This window comes from Mycoplasma sp. Z386, from assembly GCF_054343375.1.
Window position 1 is genome coordinate 46,456 of the sequence record NZ_JBTGVC010000001.1, and the last position, 17,011, is coordinate 63,466.

General features: G+C 23.4%; 15 protein-coding genes. 7 read left to right on the forward strand and 8 right to left on the reverse strand.

From position 1 onward, the window contains the following. Window positions 1-19: 19 nt before the first annotated feature. The 6 genes from mgtE to ACXX85_RS00275 form a co-directional block, all read right to left on the reverse strand. A complete protein-coding gene (mgtE, locus tag ACXX85_RS00250) occupies window positions 20-1,471 on the reverse strand; it encodes a magnesium transporter (protein WP_458560330.1) in 1,452 nt (483 codons plus the stop codon). Window positions 1,472-1,491: 20 nt separating this feature from the next. Continuing rightward, a complete protein-coding gene (locus ACXX85_RS00255) occupies window positions 1,492-2,064 on the reverse strand; it encodes a diadenylate cyclase (protein WP_436358508.1) in 573 nt (190 codons plus the stop codon). A gap of 58 nt (window positions 2,065-2,122) precedes the next feature. Continuing rightward, window positions 2,123-3,775: a hypothetical protein gene (locus ACXX85_RS00260; protein ID WP_458560331.1), complete on the reverse strand. Its 1,653-nt coding sequence runs from the start codon at window positions 3,773-3,775 to the stop codon at window positions 2,123-2,125. A 174-nt stretch (window positions 3,776-3,949) separates the two neighbouring features. Next, window positions 3,950-5,305, reverse strand: a complete 1,356-nt coding sequence (locus tag ACXX85_RS00265; RefSeq protein WP_436358510.1) for a hypothetical protein — start codon at window positions 5,303-5,305, stop codon at window positions 3,950-3,952. A gap of 85 nt (window positions 5,306-5,390) precedes the next feature. Beyond that, window positions 5,391-6,905: a 2,3-bisphosphoglycerate-independent phosphoglycerate mutase gene (gene gpmI / locus ACXX85_RS00270; RefSeq protein WP_458560332.1), complete on the reverse strand. Its 1,515-nt coding sequence runs from the start codon at window positions 6,903-6,905 to the stop codon at window positions 5,391-5,393. Window positions 6,906-7,014: 109 nt separating this feature from the next. Next, on the reverse strand, window positions 7,015-7,674 hold the full coding sequence (locus ACXX85_RS00275) for a phosphotransferase (RefSeq protein ID WP_458560333.1): 660 nt from the start codon (window positions 7,672-7,674) through the stop codon (window positions 7,015-7,017). 22 nt (window positions 7,675-7,696) lie between these two features. Between ACXX85_RS00275 and ACXX85_RS00280 the strand changes: the two genes are divergently transcribed. Then, window positions 7,697-8,443 carry a phosphotransferase gene (locus tag ACXX85_RS00280; RefSeq protein WP_458560334.1) on the forward strand — a complete coding sequence of 249 codons (747 nt, stop codon included), beginning with the start codon at window positions 7,697-7,699 and terminating at the stop codon, window positions 8,441-8,443. A 13-nt stretch (window positions 8,444-8,456) separates the two neighbouring features. Here ACXX85_RS00280 and rsmG read toward each other — a convergent pair whose 3' ends face one another. Both rsmG and ACXX85_RS00290 read right to left on the reverse strand, forming a co-directional pair. Continuing rightward, complete coding sequence (gene rsmG / locus ACXX85_RS00285) at window positions 8,457-9,143, reverse strand: 16S rRNA (guanine(527)-N(7))-methyltransferase RsmG (RefSeq protein WP_458559328.1); 687 nt, start codon at window positions 9,141-9,143, stop codon at window positions 8,457-8,459. Continuing rightward, window positions 9,130-10,098 carry a ribose-phosphate pyrophosphokinase gene (locus ACXX85_RS00290; RefSeq protein WP_458557229.1) on the reverse strand — a complete coding sequence of 323 codons (969 nt, stop codon included), beginning with the start codon at window positions 10,096-10,098 and terminating at the stop codon, window positions 9,130-9,132. The genes rsmG and ACXX85_RS00290 overlap by 14 nt, the downstream gene beginning before the upstream one ends. Window positions 10,099-10,179: 81 nt before the next feature. Between ACXX85_RS00290 and ACXX85_RS00295 the strand changes: the two genes are divergently transcribed. The 6 genes from ACXX85_RS00295 to ACXX85_RS00320 are packed head-to-tail and all read left to right on the forward strand — an operon-like array spanning window position 10,180 to window position 16,892. Then, window positions 10,180-11,466 carry a TatD family hydrolase gene (locus tag ACXX85_RS00295; protein ID WP_436358518.1) on the forward strand — a complete coding sequence of 429 codons (1,287 nt, stop codon included), beginning with the start codon at window positions 10,180-10,182 and terminating at the stop codon, window positions 11,464-11,466. A 4-nt stretch (window positions 11,467-11,470) separates the two neighbouring features. Then, window positions 11,471-12,250, forward strand: a complete 780-nt coding sequence (gene rsmA / locus ACXX85_RS00300; RefSeq protein WP_458560335.1) for a 16S rRNA (adenine(1518)-N(6)/adenine(1519)-N(6))-dimethyltransferase RsmA — start codon at window positions 11,471-11,473, stop codon at window positions 12,248-12,250. Then, the gene (locus ACXX85_RS00305; RefSeq protein ID WP_458559325.1) at window positions 12,251-12,997 is read left to right on the forward strand and encodes a type III pantothenate kinase; all 747 of its coding nucleotides are present in this window, start codon (window positions 12,251-12,253) and stop codon (window positions 12,995-12,997) included. After that, window positions 12,997-14,598 (forward strand): ATP-binding cassette domain-containing protein, encoded by a 1,602-nt coding sequence (locus ACXX85_RS00310; protein ID WP_458560336.1) that lies wholly within the window; start codon window positions 12,997-12,999, stop codon window positions 14,596-14,598. Before ACXX85_RS00305 ends, ACXX85_RS00310 begins: the two co-directional genes overlap by 1 nt. Further along, the gene (locus ACXX85_RS00315) at window positions 14,573-16,189 is read left to right on the forward strand and encodes an ATP-binding cassette domain-containing protein (protein WP_458560337.1); all 1,617 of its coding nucleotides are present in this window, start codon (window positions 14,573-14,575) and stop codon (window positions 16,187-16,189) included. The genes ACXX85_RS00310 and ACXX85_RS00315 overlap by 26 nt, the downstream gene beginning before the upstream one ends. A gap of 7 nt (window positions 16,190-16,196) precedes the next feature. Beyond that, window positions 16,197-16,892: a pseudouridine synthase gene (locus ACXX85_RS00320; protein WP_458559322.1), complete on the forward strand. Its 696-nt coding sequence runs from the start codon at window positions 16,197-16,199 to the stop codon at window positions 16,890-16,892. Window positions 16,893-17,011 lie beyond the last annotated feature (119 nt).

A 17,011-nucleotide genomic window follows, 5' to 3' on the forward strand; every position in this document is an offset into this window, starting at 1 on the left:
TCTCCTTATATAAATTATATTAAATTAATAAGAATATTAAAATAGTTATACCAAAAAAGATAAAAGTTGAAGTTGCATCTGTTAAAGTTGCTAAAATAGGTGCAGACATAACAGCTGGATCTTTACCCATTCTTGCTGCTAATAAAGGTATTACAGAACCTAAAATTTTTGAAAAGATAATTACCAAAAACATTGATACAGAAGCTGCTGCTGAAATTATTAAAATATAGGCATATTTAGGTAATTTAGTAACAATTCCTTCACTGGATGTAATAAATTCTGTATTAAAAATATCTTTTGTTATCATAAAATAAATTACTAATCTTGAAAAATTGACTAGCATTAATATTAATCCAATAATTGCTCCAACATTAACTTCTTTGAAAAATACCTTTTTTAAATATCCTCTTTTTTCTATTTCCCCTAAAGAAAGGGCTCTTGTTATGGTAGTTGCTGATTGCGAACCAGCATTTCCAGCTGAACCCGAAATTACAGGAATTATCGAAACAATTGTTGAAATAAATATCCCTAGTCCTAAAGCTTTTAAACTTGAACTATTTTCAAGTGAATCGGTAAAAAGTTGAATAACAACTTGTGATAAAGTAGAACCTAACATCAAAATTATTAATCAAAATATTCTTGATTTTACAATGGTTAATACTTTAGTTTTTAAGTATTCTTCTTCAACTATCTTCGAACTAATTCCTGCCATTTTATAAATATCTTCTGTAGCTTCTTCTTGAAAAATATCAATAATATCATCTGAAGTCACCATTCCAACAAGCTTATTAGATGAATTCATTACCGGAATTACTGACATATCGTGTTCAGCAAAGATATTAGCAACTTCTTCTTTTGAGTCTGTTGTATAAACATTAGGAACTGCAAACATAATATCTTTAAGTTGGTAAGATACTTTTGAAAAAACGATATCTTCTAAAGTTAAAGCGCCAACTAATTTTTTATTTTTATTAACAATGTAGTAATAATGAGTTAACTCTACTTCATCTTTTTTATTTCTAATATATTCTAAAGCTTGTCCTGCGGTTCAATTTTCTTTTAAAGTTATAATGTCTACAGACATCACCGAACCAATTTGATCTTCATTATATCTTAAGATTCTGTTTAATGCTTTTCTTGTTTCCGGATCGATGTTTTTTAATATTTTTTGTGCTAAATTTTGTGGAATTTCTTCAATTAAATCTGCAATTTCATCTGTATAAAGTTCATCAACAATTTGATTAAGCATATCTTGAGAAAAATTATGAATCAAATTTTCTTGTATTTCAATTGGCAAATAAGAAAAAACATCTCCTGCTACTTCTGTATTTAACATTCTAAAGAAAATTATTCTATGAATATCATTTAATTTTTCTACCTCATCGGCGATTGTTACAATAGGAGTATTTTTCGAATATTCCCTAATCCAAGAAATATCTTTTTTTTCAATAGCATTTTCAATAGGTGTCATATTCTGCCCTCCTTTGTTTCTTAATTTTTAAGTTTTGTTTCTAAAATTTTTCTAAAATCATCTATTAAAACGTATTCAAATTTACCATTTTTTGCAATGGTAATTCCTCCTGTTTCTTCTGAAACAACAATAGTTGTTGAATCTGATTGTTCACTAATTCCCATTGCCGCTCTATGTCTAGAACCAAATTTATTATTAATTGATTTAGATGTTATTTTGTAATAGGTGGAAGCATAAATCATTTTATTTCCACGAATTATCACTGCTCCATCATGAAGTGGAGAGTTTTTATTAAATATAGAAAGTAAAAGTGAAGAAGAAATATTGGAATCAATTTTTATTCCATCTGTTCTTAAATTTTCAATATTATCGTGATTTTCTATAGTTATTATTGCTCCTGTTTTAGTTCTTGAAAGTTCATCAACTGCGTTTTTTAATTCTATTATTACTCTATTTTTATTAGAATCAGCTAATTCTCTGAATTTTGATTTTTTACTTTTTATATCTTTAATTAAAATTAATATTTCTTTTATTCCTATTGATAGAAATATTATAAAGACAAGTATAAAAGTAAGTATAACTAATGCTAACATTATTATTCTTTTTAAAAAAACGTATCTTAATAAATTTGATACGTTTTAATTTTTATTATTAAACTGCCAAGAAGAAAATTAATAATGATACTAATAAAAGTAATAGTAATATTCAGAAAATAAATCATAGAACATAGTTTGTTCTAGTTCAGATACTTTCTTTAGTTTGTTGTACGTTTTGAGTACCTGTATTAATATCTAAACTAGAAATTTCAACAACTTCAACATCAATTGCTTCTTTTGTAGATTTTTTAACTAAAACATATTCTTCATCTACATTTATTTTTTCATTAGTGTGGTAAACTAAAACCTTACCTGAAACAACTAAAGATTCAGAATTTTCATTTATTATTAGTTGTGGATTTTCTTTATTAGATACAACAGATGAAGTTTTTGGAGAAGAAATAATTGTTTGTTCTTCTTTTTCAATAGTTGAATATTTATTTAATTCAGCATTTCATTTAGCGATTTCTTGTTCTATATTATAACATTCTTGACATCCTTCTTTTGATTCCAAGTTTGTTACATGGTGAATATCTGATTTTTTGAATAAGATTTCGCATCCTGAACATTTTTCTTCTAATTCTACTTGATTTGCTTTTGCACAAGCTTCACAATCTGAAGAAATTTCTACTTTATTTTTTTCTTCTAAAGTTACAAAATCTTTTGATTTTTCTTCATTTTCAGCTAAAACTTGAGTTGAAGGTGATACGTTTGATTTAACAAATGAATCACAAATATTACATCCATTTATTAAATTTTGATTTTCAATTTCAAGTAATCTTAAACATTCATCACAATCTATATGTGACAATTCAACTTCTTTGTTTGTAGATGAAATAATTTCTTTATTATCATTTGCACTATAGTCACATTCTGAACAAGTTTGTTCATTTTCTTGTAGTTGACAACCTTTGCATTCTTCTTTTTCAATTTCTACATTATTTTCACATACTTCACATGAATTAGAGTTTGGTAAATCAGATGATATTTCTACAGCAGAAACAACTTTAGATGTATTTTCCTCTAAATCACATTCTTTACATTCATAACAGTCAGAACCAACTTCTGCTTCTAATTTGCATTCTAAACATTCTTCTTCAACAACAATATTTTCTTTTGTTTCTAAAATTGGAGTTTTTTCTTCTTCCAATTCGCAATTACATTTATTGTCATCTTCTTCTTCAAATTCAGAGCATTCTTTACATTCTGAACAATCTAAAGTTTCATCTTTTAATTCAACCACTTTGTTTGAATCTTCGATAGAAGAGGCAATTGCACACATTTCGCAATTACAATTTCCTTCTGCAACATTTGAAGAAGAATGAGAAACAACTTTCACTTCTTCTTTTTTAACTTCTTCAACTTTATTTCAAGCCTCTACACTTGCATCTAGTTTTTTGCACTCTTCACAATCATCAGAAACGTTTCATTCAACTTCTACTTCTTTTTTCTTAGGTTCAAAATGAACAATTTCAACTTCAACTTCTGAATCTTCTTCTTCACCAATTCTTGTTTTTATTGAACTAACAAAAATTCCGTTTTCTCTTAGTCACATTGTTGCATTTAATTTTAATGATTTGAAATAATTAATAGTTTCTTCTAAACTGTTAAAAACTAAATGATCTGGTTGTTTAGCTGCTTTAAATTGAAATTCAACTGTTTTTGTATTATGGTTTTCTACTTTAGAACAATAAAATTTTCTAATCATATTTCCTCTTTTTTAAAATTTTGTTTTCTATATTACTTTTAAAATTTTTATTTTGAATAAAAATTTTTAAATTTATTTTTATTTTTTAATATATAAAAATTTTACATTATTTTTTGAAAAAAGAAAGAAAATAAACACATTTTATAAAGAAAAAAACACAAAAAATGGTCTTTCTTAGTAATTGAGAACAAATTTACTGTTCTCTTTTATTTTTTCTTTTGGTTTTTTAACTCTTATTCTATATTTTCCAGAATAAGGAATTTTCAGTGAAATTTTCTCAACATTAGCTTTTTTGCTTGTTGAACTACCTATTTCTATTCAACCACCATCGTAAAAATCTAAAAATAAATCTAAGTCATTTTTAGAATAAAAAGTTTTTTTGTACTCTTTTCTTAAATATTCACTAGTTATATCACCAAATACAGGATTAGGTTGTCAGCTTGCTGCCACTTGACTCATTTTAAGTTCTAAATATTTTTGATATTTTTCTTTATCTCGCACTCCTTCTTGATCATATCAAAAAATAGTTAAATTTAAGTCTTGTTCCTTTAAAAAAGAGAATTCCTGTAAATATGCTATTTCATTTTCTTTTGATGTGTTCTCAATTTTAATAAGTTTAGACCTTTGATAGTTTTTAATGGACTTTTCAAAATCAAAAACTCCACTACCTATTTTAAGTCAAAAATTATTAAAATATTTTTCATTAAAATTTAAATTATTTTTAGCAGAAGAAAGCAAAGAATTAATTGCTAAAAGAGTTTTTTCTTTTAAATTTTTTCTTGTATCTTCAATAATCATTCTTGAAAATGTAGCTATTATTATTGCTGTTGCTAAATAAGCATCTTCCATACTACCTTCTTCAGTATTTGAAATTCAAGCAGTTGTTGCTACAATGCTTGCAGAAATTTTGCCATTTTTTGTTTTTTTATTTTCATACTGATTTTCTTTTTTTAAAGAATTAAAATCAACAATATTTCCTTTTAAACGAGTTCCTATATTTCCTACCAAAATAGAATTAAAACTATCTAAAAAAATATTATTTTCTTTATAAATTGCAGGAAAAAAATTACCTATATAATTAATATCTGAAAATTTTTCAAGAAATTTTAAAGCTTCTTCATTTTTTTCATCATTTTTATCAACCTGATCATAAAAATGAAAAATTCCTTTATTTTTTTCTGTATTAATCTTATTAAGAATGGTTTTATAATCATCTTCATTATTAAAATAATAAATATTGACTTTTGTTTTAGGGCTAATTTCACTTATAACTTGAATTAAAAATTTGTTTTTTTGACTAAATTTTTCTTTTTCTTGATTCTTTATTAAAAATGCTATATTTTGTGAATCTAAGTCAAAGTCTTTTTTAAAAGTTTCAATATAATTAATGTTACTGAATAACTTTTCTTTGTTTAATATAGAAATTTTATCTTTATTTTCATATTTTTGCACACCTGCTGAAAAACTGAAAAAAGGTAATAAAAAACAAATAAGTAAAAACATAATAATTCTAACAATTCTTTTTTTCATTCTATTTAATATTTCTTTTTTTGTGAAAAAATTTTAAAAAAATAAAAAAATAGGAAATTTTCTTTATTTTTCCTATTAATTTAAATTATTTTTTTATAATCAGTGATTCTTCAGTCATATATTTGGATTTTTGTATACCCATATAATCTAAAACTGTTGGTGCGATATTTGCTAATTTTCCATCTTTTAATTTTAAAGTTTTATCTGTTGTAATTAACATTACAGGTTGAGAAGTATGTTTTGTTGCTGGTTTACCATTTTCATCTTCTGTAATTTCGGCATTTCCATGATCTGCTGTTATAAATTGAATTGCATTGTTTTCTTCAACTCATTTTTTAATTCTTCCAAGTTGCTCATCTAAAATTTCGACTGCTTTTATTGCTGATTTTAAATTCCCTGTATGTCCAACCATATCTGGGTTAGCAAAATTCATAATCACAAGGTCAAATTCTTTTGCTCTTTCTAATAATTTATCAGTAATTTCTTTTGCAGACATTTGTGGAGCATCAGCATAAGATTCAACTTTTAAAGAAGGAACCATTATTCTTTCACTGTTTTTGTATTCTACATCATTACCACCATCCATAAAGAATGTTACATGAGCATATTTTTGAGTTTCTGCAAGTCTTAATTGTTTTAAACCTGCTTGTTCTATAACTTTTCCAATTGGTTCTTTTACTTCAGTTTCTTCAAATGCAATATTTGTTTCAATTCCTTCGTATTTCATCATTGAAACAAAATTATGTACATGAACTTGTTTTTCTGGCATAAAATCATAAAGATTAGTTCTTAAAATCAAATGACTTAATTGTCTTGCTCTATCTGGTCTAAAGTTAAAGAATATTACAGAGTTTTTATTTCTTAAAAAGTCATTTTTTTCAACTTCATAATTTACTGCTGGAACTAAAAATTCATCATAAATTCCTTTTTCATATTGTTGTTTTACATAATCAGTTACATCAGTAAATTTTTCATTAGAAAACCCTAAAATTGCATCATAAGCTTTCTCAACTCTTTCAAAAACTTTATCTCTATCCATTGCATAAAATCTTCCGGAAATAGAAGCTATTTTATAATCTGGATATTTAGAAAGTATTGCATTTAATTTTTCAAGTGATGTTAATATGGATTGTGGAGCAACGTCTCTTCCATCTCCAAATAAGTGAATAGAAACTTTTTTAACTCCATTTTCATGAGCTGCTTCCACTAATTCAAATAAATGATTTTCTAATGAATGCACTCCCCCTGGAGATAAAAGACCCATAATTTGTAAGGCTGTATTTGTTTTTTTTGAATTTTCAAAAGCACTTAAAAATTTTGGATTTTTCTTAAATTCTCCATCTTCTAAAGCTTTATTTATAAGGGATAATCCTGTATAAACAACAAAACCAGCCCCTATATTTAAATGTCCTACTTCACTATTACCCATTTGTCCTTTTGGCAATCCTACAAAATCTTCAGATGCTTGAATTATAGAATAAGGATAATTTTTAAAATATTCATCAAATGTAGGTGTTTTTGCTAATGCAAACGCATTTCCTTGTTTTTCTTTTCTTAAACCTAAACCATCAATAACTGTTAAAATAACTGGTTTTTTCATTTTTTCTCCTTATTTTTTAATTAAATTTTACCATTTTTATATTTTTTTAAATTCTTTTAAGTTTTATTTTATTTTACCACTTTTTGCAAGAGTAATTTGAGTTTAAAATTTAATACATTTTTTCGTTTCACTCATTATTAAACTTTTTAACCAAATATATTCATTTGTCTAAATTATTTTTTTTGATTTTAAAATATTTAATAATTAATTTTTTACTTATATTAACGTATAAATATAAAGAAGCTAAATCAAACATTAAATAATTTAGTCTAGTTCATTCAAAATCAATAAAATAAATATTGTTTTTTTTGTCTATTATAATATTTTTCTTCCTTAAATCTCCGTGAGAAAGTGTCATTTTTTCATTTTTGTATCCATTTAATAATTTAGTAATTTTCTTATCATTATGATTTCAAGTTTCCCAATTAAAAACTTCTATATCTTTTGCTTTTAAAGACGAAAAATAATACAAATGTTCTAGAATTTTTCTTTGTTTTTTCTTTGTTAAAAAAATTTTTTCTAAATTTTCTCCTGAAATTCAAAATTTTATATAGTTACCTTCTTTGTAATAAACAAAATTATTTTTTTGTGTTTGTAAAAAGAAATTTTCTTCATTTTTTGAATTAACAATATTGTTTTTTTTAACTCTTATTTGTACTTTTTTATTTTCAAAATATCCAATATAAGTTTTATTATGATTTCCTTCATAAAAAAAAGAAATTTTTTTTAATTTTTTATTAATTTCTAATGGAAACTCTTTTAATTTCATATAAAAATTATATAATTAAAAAATGAAAATAAAGATAAATAATGGGTATACAAATATTTCATATAAAGAAAATGACACTTTTCTTCAAGAAAAAAAATATAACGAATTTAATCACAAAATAAATTATGAAAACTTAAGTGTTTTTGATTTTGTTCCTAAACTTTTAGAAAATTCAGATTCTTTATTAAAATATGAGTGAATTGATGGAAAAAATATAGAAATTACAAATGAAAATTTAATAAACATTGCTAATTTAATGAAAAAAATACATACTTCCAAAGTAGAAATGCCTAATTCAAATCATGCAGCAAGAATTAAAAAATATAGAGAAATATTGAAAAATAAAAACATTAATATTCCAATAATTAATGAATATTATAAAAAAATCAATTTAATTTTGAGAAATATGAAAAAAGATACACCTCTTCATAATGATTTGTGAGCAAATAATATTATTATTGATCCAAATAATAAAATTTGAATCATAGATTGAGAATATGCTTCAAAAGGTGATAAACATTTTGATTTAGCTTATTTCATTGAATCATCAAGATTAAGTGATGAACAGGAAACTATTTTTTTAAACACTTATGATTCTTATGACTACGAATTTGTTTTACAACACAGAATTTTGGTTCTTTATTTAATCATTTTATGAGTAAATGCTCAAGAAACAAAACCTTTTGATGACAAAGAATTTATAGACAAAATTAAAGTTGTATCAAAAACTTTAGAAGAAAGACAAAGAGAATGAAAAAGAACAAAATAACAACTTGTTCTTTTTATTTTTCTTTTAAAATTTTATCTCACTTTCTTGGAAAACCAATTGGAGTAGAGTGTAATTTGTGAAAATTAATAGTAAAATTTTGTTTATCTTCAAAAATTTTTAATTCATTTACATTAATTTCTTCATTGAATTTTTGAGTTAAATTCACAGAACTTTGAACTTCTTCTTGTGCTTTAGGACCTTTTAAAAAACTAAAAAATGCACCTTTTTTACCTAAATGATGAGTTATTTCAAATAATCTTTTAAAGTCCATAACTGCTCTTGCACAAACAAAATCAAAAACTTCTTTTTCTTTAGATTCTTCTGCTCTTAATGGAAAAATTTCCATATTTAAATCTAATTCTTCTTTTACTATATTTAAAAAATTTACTCTCTTTTTTAAAGGTTCATAAATAGTTAATTTAATATTAGGTTTAGTTATTAAAAAGGGAACTGAAGGAAATCCTGCACCTGCACCAACATCCAGAAAATGATTTTTTTCTGTAGTTATTTTATTAGCAAAACTTTCTTCCATGAAAAGGAGCGATTCATAAATCCCTTCTTTTCAAAGAACGTCTCCGCTAAATCCTGTTAAATTCATAACCTTATTTTTTTCTTCTATTAAATTTACATATTTTTCTAGTGTTTTAAAATTGTCTTCATTATTTACAAAAATACGGGTTTTTTCTTTATAGAAGTTCATTTTTGAAACCTTTATAAATATCTGAAACAGATGATTTATTAATTGTTGCTATAATAACTTCTGATATAAAATCACAAAGTGAAACTATTTCTATTTTTGAAAATTTACTTAATTCTGGTTTTTCAATAGAATCAGTTATTATAACTTTATCTACAAACGGACTTTCTTCAAACATTTCAAATCCACGGGAAAAAATTCCATGAGTAGCTACTATTGTAACACTTTTTGCTCCGTGTTCTTTTACTGTTTGAGCTGCTTTTAAAATGGTTCCACCTGTATCAATAATATCATCAACTATAATTGCATGCTCTTCATCGACAGTTCCAATTATACCAAGAACTTCTGTTTGATTTGTTCCTACTCTTCTTTTATCGATAATAGCGATTTTAACTGAATTTGATAGCAATTCAGATAAAATTCTTGCTCTAACAGCTCCACCATGATCTGGTGAAACAACTGTAAAAGAGTGTTTTTTCTGTTTAATTCTTTTTGCAAGAACATATTGCCCTCTTAAATCATCTAAAGGTATATTGAAAAAACCTTGAATTGATGGATTATGTAAGTCGACAGTGATTATTTTTGTAGCACCAGCAGTTTCTAATAAATTTGCAACTAATTTTGCAGCAATTGGTTGTCTTCCTTTTGCTTTTCTATCTTGTCTTGCATAACCATAATATGATAAAATTACAGTTATTTCTTTTGCACTTGCTCTTTTTAATGAATCAATAAAAATTAAAAGTTCCATAATATTGTCATTTACTGGTGTATGGGTACTTGCAACTATGAAAACATTTGAATTTCTTACAGTTTCAGCTGAATTAAGCATAACTTCTCCATCAGCAAAAACCTCTTTTTTAATTGGTGTTAATGGTAAATTTACCTTTTGTGAAATTTTTTTAGCTAGATTTAAGGAATTTTCCATTCCAAATAGAACATTTCGTTCGTTTATTAGCATTTTTTCTCCTTTGTTGTAAAATTGAATTATTATTTAAATTATAAACTTAAAAGAAAGAAAAAAAAGAATTAAGGAATAAAAATGGCTAATTTTAGATTTAGTGAATTAAAAACCAAGCATAAAGACGTTTTTTTAAATACAAATTTTGAAAATAATCCAATAAGTTTTTCAAAAATTGAAATTTCTGAAGAAAATTTTCCTAAAATTATAAACTTCTTAAAAGAACTAACTAAAAAAGAAGCAGATGATGAGTTTTTAAAAGGTAAAATTTTATTTTTAATAGATGAAGATGGTGAATTTGATGAAATAGCAGCTTGATTTAATATAAGAAAAAGTAACGATTCAAATAATGAAATTATTAATAATTTTGGTAACATTGGTTATTGAGTTAATCCAAAATTAAGACAAAGAGGAATTGGAACCTTATGTTTAGAAAAAGCACTTGAATTGATAAAAAATGAATATAATCTAGATACTTGTTTTATAACAGCAGATAAAACTAACTTATTTTCTCAAAAAATAATTGAAAAATTTAATCCTTTTTTTAAAAAAGAAATTAAAAGAGAAAAAGAATCTACTTTCTTTTATAAATTAAGTACCAATATTATGGAAAATAATCTAATTGACTTACATGCTCATCCATTTAAAGAATATTATCAAAATCCTTCACAAGAAATTCAAGAAAATTTTAAAAATGGCATTTATAAAATGTTTTTCGTTTCAACTAATTGAAACGAAAATACAGAAATTATGCAGGAATTTGGAAAACATAAAAATGTTTTTCCAGTTCTTGGGATACATCCTAATACTGTTTCTATTAATGATGATTATGAAAATTTAGATAAATTAATAACAAAAGACATTGTAGCAATAGGTGAAGTTGGTTTGGATTTTTATTATGAAGATAATCCATCTAAAGATATTCAAATTAATTCTTTAATTAAACAAATTGAGATTGCAAAAAAACATGATTTACCTGTAATTTTACATATTAGGGATGCTTTTGAAGATATATATGAAATTATTAAAAAATATAAAAATGTTCCCTTCGTTTTTCACACTTATTCAGGTAACAGATTATGAACTGAAAAATTTCTTGAATTTAAAAATGTTTACTTTTCTTTTTCAGGTGTTATAACTTTTAAAAAAAATGTTGAGTCAAGAAAAGTGATAGAAATGATTCCTTTAGAAAGAATTTTTACAGAAACAGATGCTCCTTATTTAACTCCAGAACCTTTTCGTTCTGAAACTAATCATTCTCACTATGTAAAATATACACTCGAAACAATAAGTTTAATAAAAGGTATTTCAAAAGAAAAAATGAAACAAATTATTTTAAATAATGTTAAAAGAGTCTTTGGGGTATAAAATAATGAATAAAGAAATTAGAGCTAAAAAACAATTGGGACAAAATTTTTTAATTGACAAAAATATTATCAATAAAATTATAGAAATAGCAAATGTAGAAAATAAAGAAATCATAGAAATAGGACCAGGACAAGGTGCTTTAACTGAAATCCTTGTTTCAAAAGCAAAAAATTTAACTGCTTTTGAAATTGATAATGATATGATAGAAATTTTAAAAAACAAGATAACAAGCAAAAATTTTAATTTAATTCATAATGATTTTTTAAAAGAAGAAATTTCTTTTGATTCAAAAAAAGAAGTTGTTGCAAATTTACCTTACTATATCACAAGCAAAATTTTGTTTAAAATATTCGAAAATATAAATAGTTTTTCAAAATTAACAATAATGGTTCAAGATGAAGTTGCACAAAGAATCGTTTCAAAAAATAATAAAAGTGAATATGGAAAATTGTCAGTTAGTTGTCAATTTCTAGCAGATGTTACAAAAGAATTTATTGTTCCTCCTACTTGTTTTTTTCCAAAACCAAAAGTAAATTCTGCTATTATAACAATAAAAATTAAAGAAAATTTAGATCAAAATTATGTTAATGAATTTTTAGAATTTGTAAAACTTTGTTTTTCTATGAAAAGAAAAACCCTTTACAATAATTTAAAAAATAAATTTCCAAGTCAAGACATTTTAAATGTTTTTAAAGAAAATAATATTCTTGAAAACACAAGACCACAAGAATTAAATTGACAAACTTTTGAAAAGATTTTCAAAAGTTTTTACAGAAAGGGATAAATGCTATATTTAGATTTAGGAAATTCGCTTTTAAAAATTGGATTTTTAAACACAAACAAAGAATTAGAAATAGAAAAGATTCCAGTTGATAAAATGGATGAAAATACTTTAAATTCAAAACTAAAAGAAATCAAAAATAAAGGTTTTTCCTTTATAAATGCTTATTTTTCTTCAGTAAAGCCTGAAAAAAATATAATAATAGAAAATGTTTTAAAAGAAAATAATATTAAAATTCACCAAATAAAAAACCACGTATTTAAGTTAACAGATTTAATTATTAGTAATCAAATTAATCTTTCTGAGATTGGAACAGATATTTTACTAAATGCTTTTTATACAGCAAAACAATTTAAATCAGCAATAATTGTGTCTCTTGGAACAGCAACTGTTATTTCAAAAATATATAAAAAAGAAATTAAAGGAGTTGTGATTTTGCCAGGAATAGAAAAAGGACTAAATTCTCTTTTTAATTCAACTTCACAAATAAATAAAATCAACTTAAATGATAAAATTGATAAATCAATTGGGACAAACACAGTTGATGCTTTATCAATAGGTATAATAAACGGAAATTATTTTGCAATAAAAGGATTAATAGAGCAAATGAATAAAGAAAATCTTCCAGTATTTTTTACGGGTGGTAATATAAAATATCTAAAAAATAAAATCAAAGAAAAACAAAATATAATTGAAGAAATGGTTATTAAATCATTAAAACTACTTGCAGAAAGTTGTATAATTGAATAATGTTTAAATATTTGAATAAAGAAAAAATGCTTACTTTTTTTATTGCAATTATTGAAATGCTAATAGCTACAAAAATAACTTTTTCTTTATACATTCCTGGATTAATTAATCAGTACATCCAAGAAAATAACAGTAAAGAATTTTATTTTTGAATTACAATAGAAGGGTGTTTGTTGTTTTTTGCAACAATTCTAGCATTTGTACGATTATTTTTAAAAAATAAAATTTTTAATAAAATTCAGTTTCATCTTAGAGAAGATATTTTAAGATCAACTGTTAATGAAAATCCAATGAATTTTGAAATAAAAACAAAAGGTAAATTTATTTCACAAATTCAAGATCAAATTCCAATAATTATTGAAAGGTTGTATTCTGCTTTTTTTAACTTATTTTTCAATATCGGAAGTATTATTTGTGCCATTATTTTAGCAGTAATTTCAAGTTGAAAACTAAGTATATTTATCCTTCTTTTTTCTTTTATTACAACAGTTATTCCTTTAATTATTTCTTCATTTAATTCAAAAAAATGAAAATTATTAATGAAAACTTTTGAAGAAGGAAATGTAAAACTATCTGCTTTTTTATCCACTTATAAAATGTTTTATTTTCTAGATGTTAGACACATTTTTCAAGAACAATTAAATAATTTAAACACAAAATTTAGAATGAAATTATTGAAAATATTTTCTATATTATTTTTGGTTGATGTTGTAACTTGATATGTAATAACAATAACTGATATTGCTCTATTAATAGTAACAGCTTATTTTATTCTTTTTGAAAATGAAATGGTTGCAAACATTATAATAATTCCTGCACTTAGCTTTAAAATTAGTTTATCCTTCAGAATCTCTTCATGATTCTTTGTGCATTATAAAAGTTTAAAAGAAAAATTAGAAGAATTCAAAAGTACACCAAAAAATGAAAAATTATTTTTCAAAGGAGATAATCCTAAATTTGAAGAATTAATAATAGAAAATTTAAGCTATTCTTATAATGAAAAAAATGTAATTTTTAAAGATTTTAACTTAAAAATAGAAAAAGGAAAAAAGTATTTAATCAAAGGACCATCTGGTTCAGGGAAGTCTACTTTTTTAAATATAATTACTAAACAAATTAACGAATATAAAGGAAAAATCCTTTTAAATGGTTATGATTTAAAAGAAATTTCTCAACCTGAAGTTAATAACTTCTTTACTTATTTAGACTCAAAAGAATTTGTTTTCTTTGATACTGTTTATAATAATTTAACTCTTTGAGAACAAGGTATGAATAACGAAGCAAAAGAGGCATTGGAAAAAGTTAACTTAACAGAAATTTCTTTAGATTATGACATCAATTTAAACAATAGTTTATCAACAGGACAAAAGCAAAGAATTAATTTTGCAAGAACTTTTTTAAGAAACAAAAATCTTTTAATTTTAGATGAAGCACTTGCTAATATAGATAAAGAAAATATTGAATTAATTGAAAATTTCTTATTTCAAAATAAAGAATTAACAATTTTAAATATCAGTCACCATGCTGAAAATTATGAAATGTATGATTATATTATAGATATGGAGAAAATTAAAGATGAAATGATCGCTAAGAGCATCTAAAAAATATACAATTTTGTATATTATTGCTGAAATTATTAATGTTGTTTCAACACTTCTTTTTGGAATTTTAATGTCTTATGCTTCTTCTTTAATTTATGATGCAATTGTTCCTACAAATGATAAATATGCTTTTTTTAAAAGTTTTTTAATTGTTATTATATTTATTTTAGCAACTGATTTTTTTACTAAATTTTCCATTTGATGAAGAGTGCGACTTGAAGTTTATTTTAGAATGAAATTAATTAATAAATTAATAGAAAACGTGTTTAATAAATTTATAAATTCAACTGCTAAAAACAACTATGAATTTGATAGTGCTAAAATTTTTAGTATTATTTTCAATGATAGCAATCTTGTTTTTGATCAAGTTATTTTAACAATGGTTAGAACAATCGGTTCCACAATTGGACTAATAGCTAGTTTAATTTCAGCAGGATTGATTAGTTTTTATTTAATTCCCATTATTTTAATTATTGTGTTTTTTTCAGTTCTGCTTTCTTTATTTTTCAATAAAAAACAAACAAAAAAACAAAAAGATTATTCCAATGCAAGAACTGAATTTTTACAAGTTATTGATAATTATTTAAATGGATTTAAAATTCTATTTTATAACAACAAAACTCATTTAATTTATCAAAACTCAAGAGAAAAAAATTGACAACTTTATAAAGCATCTTTAAAAGTTAACAACGCTCAAGCTTTAAATGAAATGATTCCTGAAAGAATTTTAAGAATACTACAATTTGTTTCAATAATCACTATGGCTATTTTATTATTTTTAAAAGTTCCACATATTACTATTTTTACTCTTACTTTTATTAATTTTCTATTTCCTAAACTAATTACCACTGTTCCTTCATATATTTCAGGAATCAAAAAAATAAAAACATCTAAAAAAATAATAGAAAAAATTGAATTTAATATTGAAAAAGATTTAGGAAATACTTTAGAAAAAGAAATAGAGAAAATTGAACTAAAAAATATTAATTTTAGTTACAAAAATGGAAAAAATTTAATTTTCAATAACTTTAATTTTAGTTTTGAACAAGGAAAAAAATACTTCATCAAAGGCGCTTCAGGAACAGGAAAATCTACATTATTAAAACTAATTCTTGGTATTGAGCAAGATTATGAAGGGCAAATCTTAGTTAACAAAGCAGATTTAAAAACTATTTCAGATAGTTCCTATAAAAATAAAATAACTTATTTAAATAGTGAAAATATCATTTTTGATGAAGAGATTTACAAAAATGTTTCTTTATGAGAACAAAACAATGATGAAAAAGTAATAGAAGCACTTAAAAAAGCTAATTTATGAAATGAAGTTCAGCAAAAAATTGAACACAAAGAGTCTGCCATTGCTTTATCTGAAGGACAAAAACAAAGATTATCACTTGCTAGAGTATTTTATTTAAATAGAAAATTCCTAGTTTTTGATGAAGTTTTTTCAAATTTAGATAAAAAAAATATTGAAATAATTTTAGATAGATTAATTGAAGATAAAGAAATAACCCTTATTTTAGTTAATCACAATTTAGATCTTAAGCATTATGATAAATTTGAAAAAATAATAGATTTAAACAATTTATAAGGTTACAATGAAAAGAATAGAAAAAATAATTTCGGATAATTGCAATCTCTCTAGAACAGAAATTAAAAAGTTAATTTTAAAAGGTCAAATTCTTGTAAATAATTCTAAAATTAAAGTAGGTCAATTATTTCAAGAAAGCGATTTACAAATCACAATTAATGGGAATTATCTTTATTTAAGAGAAAAATTTATTTATATTTTATTAAATAAACCTGCCGGATATGTTTGTGCAAATAAAGATAATTTACATAAAACAGTTTTCAATTTACTTCCTGAATCTATTACTAATATAAAAAATCTACATACAATCGGAAGATTAGATTTAGATACAGAAGGACTACTGATAATTACAAATGACGGCGAAAGCACTCATAATCTTTTAGCACCTAAAAAACACATAATTAAAAAATATTATGTAGAGTTAGATAAAGAAATCAATTTTGATTTTTTAAAAGAAAAATTTGCACAAGGTTTTTACATTTCCCAAACCGAAAAAGTTAAACCTTCCTTTTTAGAATTAATAGAAAAAAATAAATGTTTTTTAAGCATTAGTGAGGGGAAATTTCATCAAGTAAAAAGAATGTTTCTTTCTTTTGATTATAAAGTTGCATATTTAAAAAGAGTTAAATTTAACAATTTAAATCTTCCTGATGATTTGGAGTTAGGTCAATATAAAATTATTAAAAAAGAAGATTTATTTTAATTATGATATATATATATATATATATATACTCTTTGTTATTCTAAAACAATAACAAATTTTAAATATTATTATTTCTTTTATAAAAAATTCTATATTTTAAAAAATATTAAAAAAAGATA